11 protein-coding genes are annotated in these 15,983 nt (G+C 42.0%); 1 reads left to right on the forward strand and 10 read right to left on the reverse strand.

Annotated elements, in window-relative coordinates; genetic code table 11:
* Window positions 1-23: 23 nt before the first annotated feature.
* The 10 genes from L2567_RS07575 to L2567_RS07620 form a co-directional block, all read right to left on the reverse strand.
* A complete protein-coding gene (locus tag L2567_RS07575; protein WP_235297146.1) occupies window positions 24-869 on the reverse strand; it encodes a hypothetical protein in 846 nt (281 codons plus the stop codon).
* Window positions 870-876: 7 nt separating this feature from the next.
* On the reverse strand, window positions 877-1,749 hold the full coding sequence (locus tag L2567_RS07580) for a patatin-like phospholipase family protein (RefSeq protein WP_235297147.1): 873 nt from the start codon (window positions 1,747-1,749) through the stop codon (window positions 877-879).
* Between the two features lie 101 nt (window positions 1,750-1,850).
* Entirely contained in the window at window positions 1,851-5,150 is a 3,300-nt protein-coding gene (locus L2567_RS07585; protein ID WP_235297148.1) for a methylmalonyl-CoA mutase family protein, read from the reverse strand.
* Entirely contained in the window at window positions 5,147-7,534 is a 2,388-nt protein-coding gene (locus tag L2567_RS07590; RefSeq protein ID WP_235297149.1) for a thiamine pyrophosphate-dependent enzyme, read from the reverse strand. The genes L2567_RS07585 and L2567_RS07590 overlap by 4 nt, the downstream gene beginning before the upstream one ends.
* Window positions 7,535-7,612: 78 nt before the next feature.
* Window positions 7,613-9,154, reverse strand: a complete 1,542-nt coding sequence (locus tag L2567_RS07595) for an acyl-CoA carboxylase subunit beta (protein ID WP_235297150.1) — start codon at window positions 9,152-9,154, stop codon at window positions 7,613-7,615.
* Between the two features lie 15 nt (window positions 9,155-9,169).
* Window positions 9,170-11,311, reverse strand: a complete 2,142-nt coding sequence (gene scpA / locus L2567_RS07600) for a methylmalonyl-CoA mutase (RefSeq protein WP_235297151.1) — start codon at window positions 11,309-11,311, stop codon at window positions 9,170-9,172.
* Window positions 11,312-12,199, reverse strand: coding sequence for a 3-hydroxyacyl-CoA dehydrogenase family protein (locus tag L2567_RS07605; protein WP_235297152.1), 888 nt, complete (start codon window positions 12,197-12,199; stop codon window positions 11,312-11,314).
* 2 nt (window positions 12,200-12,201) lie between these two features.
* Window positions 12,202-13,668 (reverse strand): acetyl-CoA carboxylase biotin carboxylase subunit, encoded by a 1,467-nt coding sequence (gene accC / locus L2567_RS07610; RefSeq protein WP_235297153.1) that lies wholly within the window; start codon window positions 13,666-13,668, stop codon window positions 12,202-12,204.
* The gene (locus L2567_RS07615; protein WP_235297154.1) at window positions 13,665-14,456 is read right to left on the reverse strand and encodes a methylmalonyl-CoA mutase family protein; all 792 of its coding nucleotides are present in this window, start codon (window positions 14,454-14,456) and stop codon (window positions 13,665-13,667) included. The genes accC and L2567_RS07615 overlap by 4 nt, the downstream gene beginning before the upstream one ends.
* A complete protein-coding gene (locus tag L2567_RS07620) occupies window positions 14,456-14,917 on the reverse strand; it encodes an acetyl-CoA carboxylase biotin carboxyl carrier protein subunit (protein WP_235297155.1) in 462 nt (153 codons plus the stop codon). The genes L2567_RS07615 and L2567_RS07620 overlap by 1 nt, the downstream gene beginning before the upstream one ends.
* Before the next feature lie 201 nt (window positions 14,918-15,118).
* On the opposite strand from L2567_RS07620, the gene L2567_RS07625 reads away from it, so the two are divergent.
* Window positions 15,119-15,760 (forward strand): TetR/AcrR family transcriptional regulator, encoded by a 642-nt coding sequence (locus tag L2567_RS07625; RefSeq protein WP_235297156.1) that lies wholly within the window; start codon window positions 15,119-15,121, stop codon window positions 15,758-15,760.
* The last annotated feature ends 223 nt before the right edge of the window (window positions 15,761-15,983 follow it).

Genomic DNA, 15,983 nt, shown 5'->3' on the forward strand with positions numbered 1-15,983 from the left:
TTGTTTATTTGTGGTTATAAAATTTATTTAATGGTTTGATCGATTTCTTGGTATTCTTCTTTGATCTGCTCCCATGTGGATTTACTCTGATCTAAATCCGCTTTCATCACATCAGCAGGTTGGGTTGAAATCGTTTTAAGCAATGCCATTGACCCTATTAGATTACCTGCTATTGTTCTCCAATAATTGCCGAGAAAAGTGGAGGATTGAACTGCCTGGTCGATTAAGGCCTTACCTTTATACATCAATTTTGCCTGAGACTGTAAAGTGGCAAGTTTTTGTTGCTCACTTCGGATTAAGTCTTTGGCGTCCTTGATTTTCTTCTTGTCTTTACTACTCGCATGTTCGAGGGCGTTTAATTTAGATTGATCCGAAGCAATACTTCCATTTTCTGTGTTGATCTCCCCTTCGATAGTTTGGTATGCTTGAGCAATAGACTGGCTATCCTGGGCTAAATTGTTTTGATATTGGATTAAATTTTTACCCAAACCAGAAGTAATGTTTTGTAAATCGGTGAGAACTGTCAATAAATTGGTGGCATACTGGCCAATTGAACTCAATACTTTTTTGTCATCACTGCCGTCCAGTTGCGAATTCAAGGTCAACAGCATATTAAGGTCACTATCTATGGTGCTGCTTTTTGAAAGTACAGTCGCCGGCATGTTTAAATAGGTCGGGAAAATGGTATTATACCACTGAGCGTCATTGGTTTTTGCTGTGCTTAAAACTTTGTCGACACTTGAATTACCTGTATTAGAGAAAGAAGTAATCCATTGCGAATAGCTCTTAATATTTTCGACGGCGGCAATAAACTGTTGGGAACTGCTCGAGTCTTTGACGAGCAAGTCAATAAAATTTGAGGTCATCATTTTTAAACTAGGTATTGGACTTTATGTACTTGTTCACAGCACCTAAGCCCGAGTTGTATAATTGTGTTTTTTGTGCGTCAGTGATCCCAAAGTCGGTAGCGGAAATCCCAAAATCATCGATAATCACTGTCCGGGCTACATCGGCTACATTCTTGTTGAAGTCGATTTTCTGAGCCAGAAGTACGGTATCAAATAGGTTTCTAACATACTTGAGCAATTCATCGTACTTTAAGTTACTTGCTATGGGATTGCCGGAAGTGTTCTCTAGAAAAAAACCAAGTGTTTCATTGTTATATCCATTGGCATCAAAAGCATTAATAGGATAATTATAGATGGTACCTCCATCGACAAAAAGATGTGCATCTGGATTTTTGTCAGGAAATTGCCATGCCCTAAAAAATAGAGGTATGGACATAGACGCCCTTGCTGCTTGCGAAACAACCACTGTCGGTGTGGCCTCGAAAGAGAATTCCTTTACAGCTTTTTCGTTAAGATCACATGCAAAAATCTTCAGATCCCTGCACCCCTTTGTGTTCAGATCTGCAAATGTAGCATCCGATTTTCCAATTTTTTGCTTGACGGCATTTTCCATCCAATTTAAAAAAGCCTGTCCTTTATACAATCCATATTTGAGTGGCACCTCGAGAGGATTCCAGCCATCCTCGAAACTTTTGAAATTGGTGCTATTGACGAGATTTTTAATTTCACTGGCCGAATAACGCAAGGCCAACAATGTAGCTGTTATGGCACCAGCTGAAGTACCTGCTACGGCTACAATTTTATCCAGGAGGCCTCCGGCCTCCAAACCTTCTATTGCTCCGGCATATGCAATACCTTTGACTCCACCGCCTTCAAATACTAAATTTTTCTTATCGATCATGATTTCTGAGGTTATTTATAACTCAAAGATCATGGAAAGTCATCTTTCATAAAAGGGTAAAACTACCCGAATTGCATACCGTTATAATTGCGTGTATGAGGCTACATATTTCTACGATATCGGCCTCCGACCTGATACAATGCATTGGTCAACTGTCCCAGTGTGCAAACTTTCGAAGCTTCCATCAGCTCCTCGAAAATATTGCCACCTTCTAGAGCCACTTCTTTAACACGTTTTAAAGCAATATCTGCTCTGTCAGCATTGGCTGCTTTAACAGCTTCCAGATTTTCTACCTGGCGATCTTTTTCATCAGTTGTTGCTCTGATGACCTCACGCGGCAGGATCGTTTTTGATCCATCCTTTCCCAGAAATGTATTGACGCCAATAATTGGATACTCTCCTGTGTGTTTCAGCATTTCATAATGCATGCTTTCCTCCTGGATCTTACCGCGCTGATACATGGTTTCCATAGCCCCCAGAACTCCTCCGCGTTCAGTAATGCGATCGAATTCCATTAATACTGCTTCTTCTACCAGATCTGTTAACTCTTCGATAATGAAAGAACCCTGGAGTGGATTCTCATTCTTAGCCAGTCCTAATTCCTTATTAATGATCATCTGAATGGCCACTGCACGTCTCACGGATTCTTCTGTCGGCGTAGTTATGGCCTCATCATAAGCATTGGTATGTAAAGAATTACAGTTGTCGTAAATCGCATACAAGGCCTGTAACGTGGTTCTTATATCGTTAAACGCGATTTCCTGTGCATGTAATGATCGACCAGAGGTCTGGATGTGATACTTTAATTTTTGAGACCTTTGATTCGCTCCATATTTGTCCCGCATGGCTTTTGACCATATCCTTCGGGCTACTCGTCCTATCACGGCGTATTCTGGATCAATTCCATTGCTAAAGAAGAAAGACAAATTGGGTGCAAATTCATCGATTTTCATCCCTCTAGCCAAATAGTACTCCACAAAAGTAAATCCATTTGAAAGGGTAAATGCCAGTTGGCTGATGGGATTAGCACCTGCCTCTGCTATGTGGTATCCGGAGATTGATACGCTGTAAAAATTTCGCACTTTATGATTGATGAAATGCTGCTGCATGTCACCCATCAATTTCAATGAAAATTCGGTGGAAAAGATACAGGTATTCTGAGCCTGATCTTCTTTTAAAATATCTGCCTGCACAGTCCCTCGGACAGCATTTAAGGCTTTTGATTTGAGCTGGGTGTAAGTCTCTGTATCAAGAATTTCATCACCGGTGATGCCCAAAAGCTTTAATCCTAGTCCGTCGTTTCCTTCTGGTACCTTTCCGTGATATTTTGGCCTTTCCAGACCTCGCTCATCATACTTTATTTTCAAAGCATGTTCAATTTCATTTTCCCGACCAGATTCCAAAAGGTACTTTTCACATTGTTGGTCAATAGCGGCATTCATAAAGAAGGCACATATAATGGCAGCTGGACCATTGATGGTCATCGAAACTGAAGTCCGTGGATCGCATAGATCAAATCCTGAGTAAAGCTTCTTCGCGTCGTTCAGGGAGCTGACACTGACACCAGAGTTGCCTACCTTTCCATAAATATCGGGTCTCAGATCTGGATCTTCTCCATATAGTGTGACAGAGTCAAAAGCAGTGGAAAGTCGCTTGGTTTCGCTATCCAGAGAGAGGTAATGAAACCTTTTGTTGGTTCTTTCCGGTCCTCCTTCACCCGCAAACATCCTGGTGGGGTCTTCCCCCTCTCTCTTAAAAGGGTAGACGCCAGCTGTGAAAGGAAACTCACCCGGCACATTTTCTTGAAGATTCCATTTAAGAATATCACCCCAATCATGATAGGTCGGTAGGGCAATCTTAGGAATTTGATTTTTCGACAAAGACGTTGTGTAGTTCTCAACCTTAATTTCTTTTTGTCGAACTTTAAAGGTGAAATATTCTTGACGATATTTTGATTTTTTATCCTCCCAATTTTCAAGGATTCGCAAATGATCAGGCTTTAGCAACGCTTTCTTTTCATCTTTGACTTTTTCAAGCGCAGCTTCTGGCTCAGAATTCAACATTTCCATCACCCTTTTTACATCTTGTAAATCTCGCGCGATGGTCGATTGTTCCTCAACATCCTGATCATATCTTCTAATGGTTTCTGCAATTTCGCTTAGATAACGTACTCTCGATCCCGGAATAATTACTTGTTTTTGGGATTCTTCTAGATCAATGTCTGCTGATGGGCGGTCTTCAAAGAGAATTTGCATCAATTTATGAAAAAGACGATTGGTGCCGGGGTCATTGAACTGAGAGGCGATGGTTCCCACTACAGGCATGGTGTCCGGATCCTCTTCCCACAAGTCGTTGTTTCTTTGATACTGTTTCTTGACATCTCTAAGTGCATCCAACGATCCTCGTTTGTCAAACTTGTTCAGCACGATTAAGTCTGCGAAATCCAACATGTCAATTTTCTCTAATTGAGACGCAGCCCCAAATTCTGGTGTCATGACATAAACGGAGTAATCTGCATAGTCTACCACTTCACTGTCCGATTGACCAATACCTGAAGTCTCCAAAATAATCAGATCAAAATCAGCATGCTTCAGAATGGAAATGGCACTTTCTATATTTTTTGAGAGCGCTAGATTGTATTGGCGTGTAGCCAATGAACGCATGTACACATTAGGATGATCAATGGCATTCATTCTGATCCTGTCGCCTAAAAGCGCGCCTCCTGTTTTTCGCTTGGAAGGATCTACACTGAGTATGGCCAATTTCTTTTCAGGAAATTCCCTTGTAAATCTCAAGACCAGTTCATCCACCAAACTTGATTTCCCAGCCCCTCCGGTTCCGGTAATGCCTAAAACTGGAACGGTGCGCTCATCCATAGATTTTAACCATGCTTTTACTTGATCAGGATCGGTTTCAGAGATGGTAATCAGTCGCGCAATCAATGCGCTGTCTTCAGAAGTAATCTTCTGGGGCAACTTTTGCGGCTGGGATTTTTCGTAATGACATTGACCCAGAAGATCATCAATCATGCCCTGAAGACCCATCTCTCGACCATCATCCGGAGAATAAATCCGAGCGATACCATAATCGTGTAATTCCTGTATTTCGTCAGGCAAGATGGTTCCTCCACCGCCTCCGAAAATCTTGATCTGGTCAGCTCCCCTTTGTTTTAATAAATCGAACGCATACTTGAAATACTCCATATGTCCTCCTTGATAAGAGGTAAGTGCAATGGCGTGAACATCCTCCTGTATGGCGGCTTCTACAATTTCCTGAACCGACCTGTTGTGTCCCAGATGAATGACCTCTGCCCCAGATTTTTGCAAAATCCTCCGCATGATATTAATGGCCACATCGTGTCCGTCAAAAAGCGAACCTGCTGTCAATATCCTAATCTTCATATATGCTCTTTCTCGTTAACCAGATTGTAAATGGCTCTAAAAATTTCTTGCTGATTGGGTTTGGATGCATAGTCACCGTCGTTGCCATATGCTGGACGGTGAGCTTTTGCAGTCAATGTGGTAGGAGGCGCATCCAGATAGAAATACCCTTTCTGAGTTTCCAATACTTCTTTCATCATAAAAGCCGTTGCTCCTCCAGGGACGTCTTCATCTATAAAAATAATACGGTTGGTTTTCTGAAGTGAAGCAACGATGCGATGTTCCAGATCAAAGGGTAGAAGTGTTTGAACGTCAATCAATTCAGGCTGAATGCCTATTTTATTAAGTTCTAAACAAGCCTGGTGCGCAATATGCAGTGTGGAACCATAAGTGACCACAGTCACATCCTCTCCAGGCATGATGATTTCTGGAATACCCAGCGGTAATGAAAATTCTGTCAGGTTAGAGGGCATTCTCTCCTTTTTACGATAACCATTGAGACACTCTATGATGATAGCTGGGTCATTAGACTGAAGCAAAGTATTATACATTCCCACCGCCTGTGTCATATTTCTCGGTACCAGAATATGTATGCCTCTCATACTACTCAATAGCATACCCATCGGAGAGCCAGAATGCCAGATCCCCTCTAGACGGTGTCCTCTGGTTCTGATAATGGCAGGTGCGATTTGTCGACCATTGGAACGATAATGCAAGGTGGCCAGATCATCGGTCAATGCAGAAAATGCGTAAGCCAAATAATCCAGGTATTGAATTTCAGCGATGGGTCTGAGACCTCTCATAGCCATTCCTATCCCTTGACCTACAATGGTCCATTCTCTGATGCCCGTATCAAAAACACGATCTTCACCATATTTTTCCTGAAGACCAGCAAATGCCTGATTGACGTCCCCAATTTTACCAACATCTTCTCCGAATGCATAGACCCTGGGATCTTTTCTTAAAAGTTGATCAAAATACTTATTGAGAACCTTAAATCCATTGACCATGGGTGCATCCTCTTCGTACTCCACCGGAGTAGATGAGGCATACAATGCACTCTTATCACCTTTCTGATATAGATGGGTGTTATAATTTTGTTTCAATATGTTTTTCTGCTCTTCAATCCAGTTGACTAGTTCTGTCACCTTGATATCTTTGACCAAAAATTTGAAACTTACGCGCTGAGCGATGGCCAGGATTTCGGATCGATCTACTACCGGAGCACTTTTTAATTCATGAAGTGCTTTAGAAAGGAACTCGTAGTGATGGTACTTATCCCTTAAATCAGCTATGATTTGAAGAAGTTGGTCATTCGCTTTTTTTAATGGGTCAGTCAATAAGCTCCATGCTTGATTTCTACCTTCTTTTACCTCATCAATACTTTCACTTTCAATATCATTCAATAAGGTTTCCTCTATTTGATATTGGTCCATGAGCCATTGCTTCATTTTTTTCAGACCATCAAATGCCTCTTCCCATTCTAATCTTTCGGGTGATTTGTATCTTTGATGTGAACCTGAAGTGGAGTGGCCTTGAGGTTGTGTACATTCCTGTACATGAAAAATGGCAGGAACAGAAGTATTTCTAATTTTGTTGATTCCGTCTTTGAAGGTTTGGTTTAATTGCTCGTAATCCCACGCTTTCACTCTGTAGATGTCCAGACCGTTTTCACCTTCCTGCTTTCGGAAGCCTTCCAAAACCCTGGATATGTCTCCTTTTGTGGTTTGATATTCAGACGGGACAGAAATACCATAACCATCGTCAAGAATGATAAAGGCCAATGGTATCTGCATAACTCCCGCAGCATTGATCGCTTCAAAAAAGACACCTTCACTTGTGGTCGCATCGCCCACCACACAAAAAGTGACCTCATTTCCATCCTGACTGAAATTGGTCTGACCATTCAAATATTCATTATTTTTATAGGACTTGGATGCCAGAGCCAATCCTAAAGCCCGAGGCACATTACTTGCAAGAGACGCCAATGGGGAAGTCACATTGTATCGTGATGTTTGATCCAACCATTGACCATCCTGGTCAACAAAAGAGGTTGAAAAGTGGTTATTCATTTGCCTCCCGCCCGAAAATTCATCGTTAACAGCATCTCCATAAAGGGCACTAAAATATTTGGTAGGATTCAGTAAATCTTTAGCCATCATAGCAGTCTGATCCCTGTAATAGCCTGCCCAATAGTCTCCTTTTTTAAAGGTTTTAGCAGCGGCAATCAAGGGCAGTTCCTTACCTGCACCACCAATCCCAAACTTTGCCTTACCAGTTAGGACCTCCTTTCTCATCAGCAAACTCATTTCACGGCTTAGACATGCCAATCTGAAGTCCGCTAAGGCTTCTTCCAATGGTATTGATTTTGGTTCATTTTTAATGGCTTTAACTTTAGTTTTCATTCCTCTTTTTTTCATGATTAACAGTTCTGACTCAGCATCACTTTTTATTTTAGCCGAGTGATCCACTTGCTTGTGTGCTTAAAGTGGTATGTTCCCATGCTTACGCTTTGGTCTGTTTACCACCTTATTTTGTACAGCACTAAAGGCTTTAATCAGTTTTCGCCTGGTTACTCCGGGCTCAATTATCTCATCTATAAATCCCCTGTCCGAAGCAGAGTAGGGATTGGCAAATAACTGAGCGTATTCCGCCTCTTTTTCTTTCAACTTAGCCTCTTTGTCTTCAGCTTGAGCAATTTCTTTTTTAAAAATGATTTCACTCGCACCCTTAGCACCCATTACTGCAATTTCAGCAGTGGGCCATGCAAAATTAAAGTCAGCTCCGATATGTTTTGAATTCATAACATCATATGCGCCGCCATAGGCCTTCCTGGTGATCAGTGATATCCGTGGCACAGTGGCTTCGCTGAATGCATAAAGTAGTTTCGCGCCATTTAAAATAATGGCTTTCCATTCCTGATCTGTTCCCGGAAGAAATCCAGGAACATCTACCAAGACTAACAGTGGTACGTTAAAGCAATCGCAGGTTCTTACAAATCTGGCGGCTTTTTTCGAACATTCAACGTCTAATACACCGGCCAGACTGAAAGGTTGATTGGCCACGATACCTATACTTTTACCACCTAGTCTTGCATATCCAACTACAATATTATCCGCATAGTTCTCATGAATCTCCATAAAACTTCCTTCATCCACGATGCCATGGATGACTTCTTTCATATCGTAGGGTTTATTAGAAGAGTCGGGTAAAATGTCTTCCAATTGTTCCCGGTACTCTTCTCCTATGTCATAATCGTAGTTTTGGGGCCTTTCTTCGCAGTTCTGTGGCAAATAGGAAAGCAGTCGCTTTATTTTCAGAATACAATCCAGATCGTTTTGCGCAGTCAGGTGAGTAACTCCTGACTTGGTAGAATGTGCACTGGCGCCACCCAGATCTTCAGCACTTACTTCTTCATTGGTTACCGTTTTCACCACATTTGGTCCAGTTACGAACATATAACTGGAACCTTCCACCATAATGGTAAAATCTGTCATCGCCGGAGAATATACTGCTCCACCAGCGCAAGGACCCATAATGGCTGATATCTGAGGGATGACACCGGATGCCTGAACATTTCTAAAGAAAATGTCAGCATAACCTCCCAATGATCGCACTCCCTCCTGTATTCGCGCACCACCTGAGTCATTCAGGCCGATGACCGGAGCTCCAGTATTCATGGCAAGGTCCATAATCTTACAAATCTTCTCAGCATGTGTTTCTGAGAGCGAGCCACCAAAAACAGTGAAATCCTGCGCGAATACGTAAACCAATCTATTATCTACCGCACCGTAACCTGTAACTACACCATCACCGTAAAACTTTTGATTTTCCATCCCGAAGTCCGTGGTCCGATGAGTCACCAGGCCCCCTATTTCCTCGAAAGTACCTTCATCTAAAAGCAATTCAATCCTTTCCCTTGCGGTCAACTTCCCCTTTTCATGTTGCTTTGCAATGCGCTTTTCACCCCCACCGAGCCGCGAAAGGGCCAGTTTCTCCTCAAGTATTTTCTTTTGTTCTTTCATCTTCCTATTTATAAATCAATCCTCGGCGTTTACCGAATCATCATCAAATTCCCTTAATAAAACTTCAAGTATTTTTATGGCAGCTTTTGCAATCACCGTTCCCGGACCGAAGACCCCTAAAACGCCCAAATCAAATAAGAAAGGATAATCCTTTGGCGGAATCACCCCACCCACAATGACATAAATATCCCCTCTTCCATATTGCTCTAATTCCTCCATGACTTCCGGAACAAGTGACTTGTGACCGGCGGCTAGTGAAGATATGCCCAGCAGATGAACATCATTTTCCACTGCTTGCCGGGCAGCTTCCGCAGGGGTCTGAAAGAGTGGACCAATATCAACGTCAAATCCGATATCGGCGAAGCTAGTTGCTATTACTTTCGCTCCTCTATCATGGCCATCCTGGCCAAGTTTTGCAATCAGAATGCGCGGTCGGCGACCGTCGAGTTCAGCAAATTGGTCTGCCAACTCCTGCGCTTTCAAAAAGTATTCATCCGTCTTCATTGTATTGGAATAAACTCCTGAGATGATTTTAGTGCGGGCTTGATATCTTCCAAACTCCTTTTCCATGGCGAGAGAGATTTCGCCTAAAGTAGCCCTATGCCGGGCAGCTTCTACGGCCGCCTCTAACAAATTGCCCTCGGCTCCTCCCGCAATTTTTCGAAGATGACTCAAAGCGTGTTCTACATCTGCCTCGTTCCTTGAAGCTTTTACTGCATTGATTCTGCTGATCTGAAGAGCCCTCACAGCTTTATTGTCAACTTCCAAGGTGTTGATATCTTCTTGCTGATCATTGACCATAAAATTAAGCCCTATAATCTTATCTAACCCTCCATCAATTCTTGCTTGTTTTTGAGCTGCTGCATCTTCGATACGCATTTTGGGAACGCCTTTCTCAATGGCTTTTGTCATGCCACCCAATTCTTCAATTTGCTCCAGATGCTTTCTTGCTTTTTTGATCAATTCCCAGGTTAAATACTCCACATAATAGGATCCACCATAAGGGTCTACCACTGAGGTTATATCCGTTTTAGACTGCAAAATCTTTTGTGTTTCGCGTGCAATCTTTGCAGAGTAAACAGACGGAAGTGCTATGGCTTCATCTAAGGAATTGGTGTGAAGAGATTGAGTCCCTCCCATGACCGCTGAAAGTGCTTCGATGGTGGTGCGACCAATGTTATTATATGGATCCTGAGCTGTGAGACTCCATCCCGAAGTCTGACAATGTGTGCGCAAGGCTTGCGATTTCGGATTTTTTGGTTGATAGCGACCTACGATCTCCGACCAAAGATACCGCGCAGCCCTCATTTTAGCTGCTTCCATGAAATGGTGCATGCCTATACCCCAAAAGAAAGAGAGTCGCGGTGCAAAATCGTCAATGGAAAGACCAGCTCCAATGCCGGTCTTTATGTATTCTAATCCATCTGCCAGCGTGTAGGCAAGCTCAATGTCAGCGGGAGCGCCTGCTTCATGCATGTGGTAACCACTGATGCTGATGCTGTTAAAAAGCGGCATGTGTTCAGCGGTATATTTAAAAATATCTCCCACTATTTTCATCGACTGCTTTGGAGGATAGATATAAGTATTCCTGACCATAAATTCCTTAAGAATATCATTTTGAATGGTCCCTTTCAACGCATTTGTTGACACCCCCTGTTCTTCCGCTGCAACGATATAAAAAGCCATCACTGGTATAACCGCTCCGTTCATGGTCATCGAAACCGACATTTGATCCAATGGTATTTGGTCAAATAACAGCTTCATGTCTTCTACGGTATCAATAGCAACTCCTGCCATGCCTACATCGCCACTCACCCTTTCATGATCTGAATCGTAACCTCTGTGCGTGGCCAGATCAAATGCTACGGAAAGACCTTTTTGGCCTTGCGCAAGATTTTCCCGATAAAACTTATTCGATTCTTCTGCTGTCGAAAATCCGGCATATTGTCTAATGGTCCATGGTCTGCCAGTATACATGGTAGCATAAGGTCCCTGAAGATAAGGAGGTTTTCCTGGTTTATGGTTTTCAAGTTCTTCAGGTCTGCTGTTGACGTCATTTTTTAATGCAATGTCTTCAGCACTATCCCAGCTCTGTCCCTTTTCTACTTTGTGAAGCAGTGATGGATCGAATGATATGGGTTTAAAATTCCTGGACATTTACTTGAATGATTTTGAAACCATAAGATCTTTTCCACCATGACTGTAATCGTAAAATCCTTCACCTGACTTTCTACCTAGTTTACCAGCTGTCACCATATTGATCAACAAAGGACAAGGTGCATACTTTGTATTTCCAAAACCTTCATAAAGTACATTTAAGATGGCAAGACATACATCCAGTCCTATAAAATCTGCTAGCTGCAAAGGCCCCATTGGATGGGCCATACCCAACTTCATTATGGTGTCTATAGCTTCCACTTCTGCAACGCCTTCATATAAGGAATAAACAGCTTCATTAATCATTGGCATTAAAATTCTATTGGCAATAAAACCAGGATAGTCATTGACCTGCACCGGTACTTTACCAAGTTGTTTTGATAGGTCAACCACCTGATCAGTAGTGGCTTTGGAGGTAGAATAGCCATTGATAATTTCAACCAACTTCATGACAGGCACAGGATTCATAAAATGCATGCCGATTACCTTTTCAGGCTTGCTGGTCACAGCGCCTATTTTAGTAATAGAAATTGAAGAGGTATTGCTGGCCAGGATACAATCATCACTGGTATTTTCGTCAAGCTGTTTGAATATCTTCAGTTTTAGGTCAATGTTTTCAGTGGCTGCCTCAACCACCATATCTGAATCTTGCACTGCTTTTATAAGATCAGTATGTGTACTGATGTGTGCCAATGTTACCTTCTTATCTTGCTCGGACATTTTTTCTTTGGCGATCATCCGATCTAAGTTTCTATCGATCGTTTTAAGCGCTTTATCCAATGCTTTCTCAGAAACATCGATCAATTTCACATCAAATCCATTCATGGCGAAAACGTGAGCAATACCATTGCCCATCGTTCCAGCTCCTATAACACTTATATTTTTCATGTTTAATCTTTTCTTGTAGCCCAAGCCTTGCCATTGTCCGGCAAAACTTTAAGCTTCGCTTTTTGATCTAAATAATACTTCAAAGCCATTAAGGCTGCGGCTTGTTCTTCAGTTGGATCATTCAGGCTATCCGGTGTAAAGTATTGTTTTACAAAGTGAGTGTCGAAATTGCCACTTGTGAAGGATTCATGATTGAGCACGAATTGACCAAAATCCAAAGTGGTTTCAATTCCATCAATTTTGTAATTCTCGATGGCCTGAATCAATTTTTGGATGGCCTGATTGCGATCGGGAGCATATGCAATGAGTTTGGCAATCATAGGATCATAGTAAATCGGAATTTCATCACCTTTTTCATAGGCATCATCAACACGAATTCCCTCACCGACAGGGGGGCGATATTCCTCGAGTGTGCCAATATCCGGGAGAAAGTCCCGGGCCGGATCTTCTGCATATACCCTTAGTTCAATCGCATGCCCATCGATCTTAAGGTCTTCCTGACTGAAACTCAGTTTTTCACCTCTAGCTACTCGAATCTGCTGCTCTACCAAATCGATTCCTGTAATTAACTCGGTGACCGGATGTTCAACCTGTAGCCGGGTGTTCATTTCAAGGAAGTAAAATCGATGATTTTCGTCTAGGAGAAACTCTACTGTTCCTGCGCCTGTATACTGGCAAGATCGAGCAACTCTAACGGCTGCTTCTCCCATTTTTTCTCTTAACTCTGGGGTCAATACTGAAGAAGGCGCCTCCTCGATTACTTTTTGGTGCCTGCGTTGAATACTACATTCTCTTTCGAAAAGATGAACGATATGGTCATGCTCATCAGCCAGGACTTGTATTTCAATATGGCGGGGGGAGGCTACGTATTTTTCAATAAACACCGCTCCATCGCCAAAGGCCGACTTGGCCTCACTGACTGCTCTGTCCATTTGACTTTCAAATTCCTGCTCATTTTCTACAATCCGCATCCCTTTACCGCCACCACCTGCAGAGGCTTTGATCAAAATTGGAAACCCAATTTCATTTGCAATTTTCTTGGCCTCCTTCACATCCGTAATGGCTTGGTCAGTTCCCGGCACCATGGGGATGTCATAATCCTTTACAGTAGCCTTTGCATCAAGTTTGCTTCCCATGATTTTGATGGCATGAGGTTTAGGGCCAATGAACTTGATGCCGGCATCAGTGACTTTCTTTGCAAATTCGGCGTTCTCGCTTAAAAAACCGTAACCTGGATGAATGCCGTCCACTTCTAATGCTTGGGCTACATCAATAATACGGTCCATATTCAGATATGAAGCTGAAGATGGTGGTGGTCCTATGAGCACAGATTGATCTGCGAAGCGTGCATGCCGGGCATTGATATCAGCCTCAGAATAAATGGCAACTGTTTTAATTCCCATTTTCTTCGCAGTCCGCATGACTCGCAAAGCAATTTCCCCTCTGTTAGCTACAAGTATCTTCTTCATATGATAAATTTATTCCAAATGTCCTCAGCAATTGTACACGTTTCTTCCTCAATGAAATAGCTCCCTCTCATGGGATCATCAATCAAGTCCATTTTAGCTTCATAAGCAGCCAGGTGATGTAAATTCCTGGTGATTCTTCTGGTAAAAACTTCGTCGCGTTGTTTTTTATCTGAAATCGACAGCTGGATGGCATCTGCGCTACCTATCACTGAAGACATCAACTGAATGCTGGCATAAACCAGGTCCTCTTCAACTGAAGTGTGTTCTGGATACTTATCCATGCAAGCTACTAGTCGAATTCTCGTTTTTGAACCTTGATTAGATTCAATCAAGTGTCTGATTAATAATTTCAAAACCCTGAGGTGAATGATGTTTTGAAGATATTGATTGCTAAGGATATAGCGAATAGACAATGTTGAATCGAGATGGTTTTGAATCTTCTTGAGCAGTTGAATACATTGGTCTTCAAAATCAATATGGCTCACTTTACCTACTTCATAGGTCAATCGGGCTTCATTGTTTTTTAGAGCTTCTTTGTACTTGAGAGGCACTGTGGCATTGATATTGGGATCTAAAATCGATGATATGTTTTCAGCAGGGCCATCAAGATAAAGTTCAATAATGGAAGTATCGATTTTTTCGAACAGCGAACTTCTGTTAGATGGACTTAAAGGACTTGTGAGTTTCAAACTTAAAGCATTGGCACCCTTCTGCAACGCCTCAAGCATTTTAGGCTGACTGGGTTCGTCAAAATGCTCGACAATTTGCCAGGTATTTGCTCCTATCATCACACTTCAGTATTGATGCGTATAAGTAATTGAGCCTTTTCAATTTTCTGTCCTGTCTCAACTTCAATGCTTGTTACTACACCATTTCCTGAAGCCTTGATGATATTCTCCATTTTCATGGCTTCCAACACAATGAGCGGGGTATCCTCTACGACTTTCTGGCCTTCCTTAACCAATACGTCGATAACCAGGCCTGGCATAGGAGAAAACACATCTCCCGCATCTTTCTTGCCCAGCACATTTAGACCCATTTCATCAATAAGCTGGTCTAATCTGGTCTGAATTTTAATTTGATAAGTGTGACCGTTGATGGCGACTTCGAAAAGTTTGGGGTCTAATGTTTCTGAGATGACTCCTTTGTAATTCTTTTGATCATGTCTGAGATGGATGGTATATGGGGTTTCATACTGAAAGTGCCCTTCCATGGGGTGGTCTACGTTTATGGTTTTAATTTCAGACATAATTTAATAAGTTCTTAATAAATTATAGAGTTCGACAAATATACGAATTTAACTGTTTTGGTAGGGTATTTGTTGAATAAAGGCTTATGTAATTGTATGTAATGCTGCAAATCCGTTGAAAATTAGGGTGAGTATTGAAAAAATAAATATCTTTAGGAGATAAAAGTAATTTAATTGAGAGATCGGCCAATTAATAAAATGATGGAGAAAAGGGCTCCCGGAAGGCCTACTGATCGACAGAGTGCAGATCTGGAAATGATTAAGCGGTCAGTGATCAAAGAGTTTGCCCGTCAAGGTTATGGTGGTGTTTCTTTGAATGCACTGGGAAGAAAAGTGGGAGTGGCAGACTCGCTGTTACATTATCATTTTGGATCTAAACTTGATTTGTGGAAGAGCTGTCTTGAGTTGGTAGGATCTGAGATCACTGAGACCTTTGCCAACTTGCAACGTTTGAGTTCTGATCTGAATGGAGTTGAAAGGATAAAATTGTACAATAAACAGTTGGTTTACATCTCTGCCGAGTTTCCCGAATTTCAGCAGATTGTTGTTCAGGAGGTATTTTCTGAGTCCGAGCGCTCAGAATGGTTGATCACAGAGCTATTGCGTCCGATTTATCGTTTTTTTGAAGAGATTCTTCAAGAGGAGCAGGACAAAGGAACGATCAAGTGCATCCCATCCGCCAATTTGACCAGTTTTATTATAGGTTCGATCACCACCTTGTTTTCAAGATCTTATCAAATGAAGAAGTTGTATGGTGTAGATGCTTTTTCTGCCGATGAAGTGGAGCGGCACGCTGACATCATGAATGATTTGATACTGGAGGCGCTGATTGTGCGAGATTGATGTAAGGGAATGGACGGGTGAAAGCTTGTAAATGAATTTGCAAGTCCAATAGCAGTATCAAACAAGAGAAATTCTGCTATCTGATAGCTTGCACATAAGAATCAAAAGTCAGATCATAAGTGGTCAGCAAATCAAACAAAGAACTAATTAGAAACTAAAACGCTATCTGATATTTTTCTAGCTCAATCCATTTAAAGGCCGATATTCAAAGCTTGCAAATGAA

Origin of the sequence: Portibacter marinus (assembly GCF_021533195.1) — a bacterium.
Lineage (GTDB): Bacteria > Bacteroidota > Bacteroidia > Chitinophagales > Saprospiraceae > Portibacter > Portibacter marinus.

Excerpts from the sequence above, each read along its gene's own strand:
- L2567_RS07595 (WP_235297150.1), bottom strand. The coding sequence starts at position 9,154 with ATGAAAGAACAAAAGAAAATACTTGAGGAGAAACTGGCCCTTTCGCGG.
- L2567_RS07585 (WP_235297148.1), bottom strand. The coding sequence starts at position 5,150 with ATGAAGATTAGGATATTGACAGCAGGTTCGCTTTTTGACGGACACGAT.
- scpA (WP_235297151.1), bottom strand. The coding sequence starts at position 11,311 with ATGTCCAGGAATTTTAAACCCATATCATTCGATCCATCACTGCTTCAC.
- L2567_RS07615 (WP_235297154.1), bottom strand. The coding sequence starts at position 14,456 with ATGATAGGAGCAAATACCTGGCAAATTGTCGAGCATTTTGACGAACCC.
- accC (WP_235297153.1), bottom strand. The coding sequence starts at position 13,668 with ATGAAGAAGATACTTGTAGCTAACAGAGGGGAAATTGCTTTGCGAGTC.
- L2567_RS07590 (WP_235297149.1), bottom strand. The coding sequence starts at position 7,534 with ATGAAAACTAAAGTTAAAGCCATTAAAAATGAACCAAAATCAATACCA.
- L2567_RS07620 (WP_235297155.1), bottom strand. The coding sequence starts at position 14,917 with ATGTCTGAAATTAAAACCATAAACGTAGACCACCCCATGGAAGGGCAC.
- L2567_RS07605 (WP_235297152.1), bottom strand. The coding sequence starts at position 12,199 with ATGAAAAATATAAGTGTTATAGGAGCTGGAACGATGGGCAATGGTATT.
- L2567_RS07575 (WP_235297146.1), bottom strand. The coding sequence starts at position 869 with ATGATGACCTCAAATTTTATTGACTTGCTCGTCAAAGACTCGAGCAGT.
- L2567_RS07625 (WP_235297156.1), top strand. The coding sequence starts at position 15,119 with ATGGAGAAAAGGGCTCCCGGAAGGCCTACTGATCGACAGAGTGCAGAT.
- L2567_RS07580 (WP_235297147.1), bottom strand. The coding sequence starts at position 1,749 with ATGATCGATAAGAAAAATTTAGTATTTGAAGGCGGTGGAGTCAAAGGT.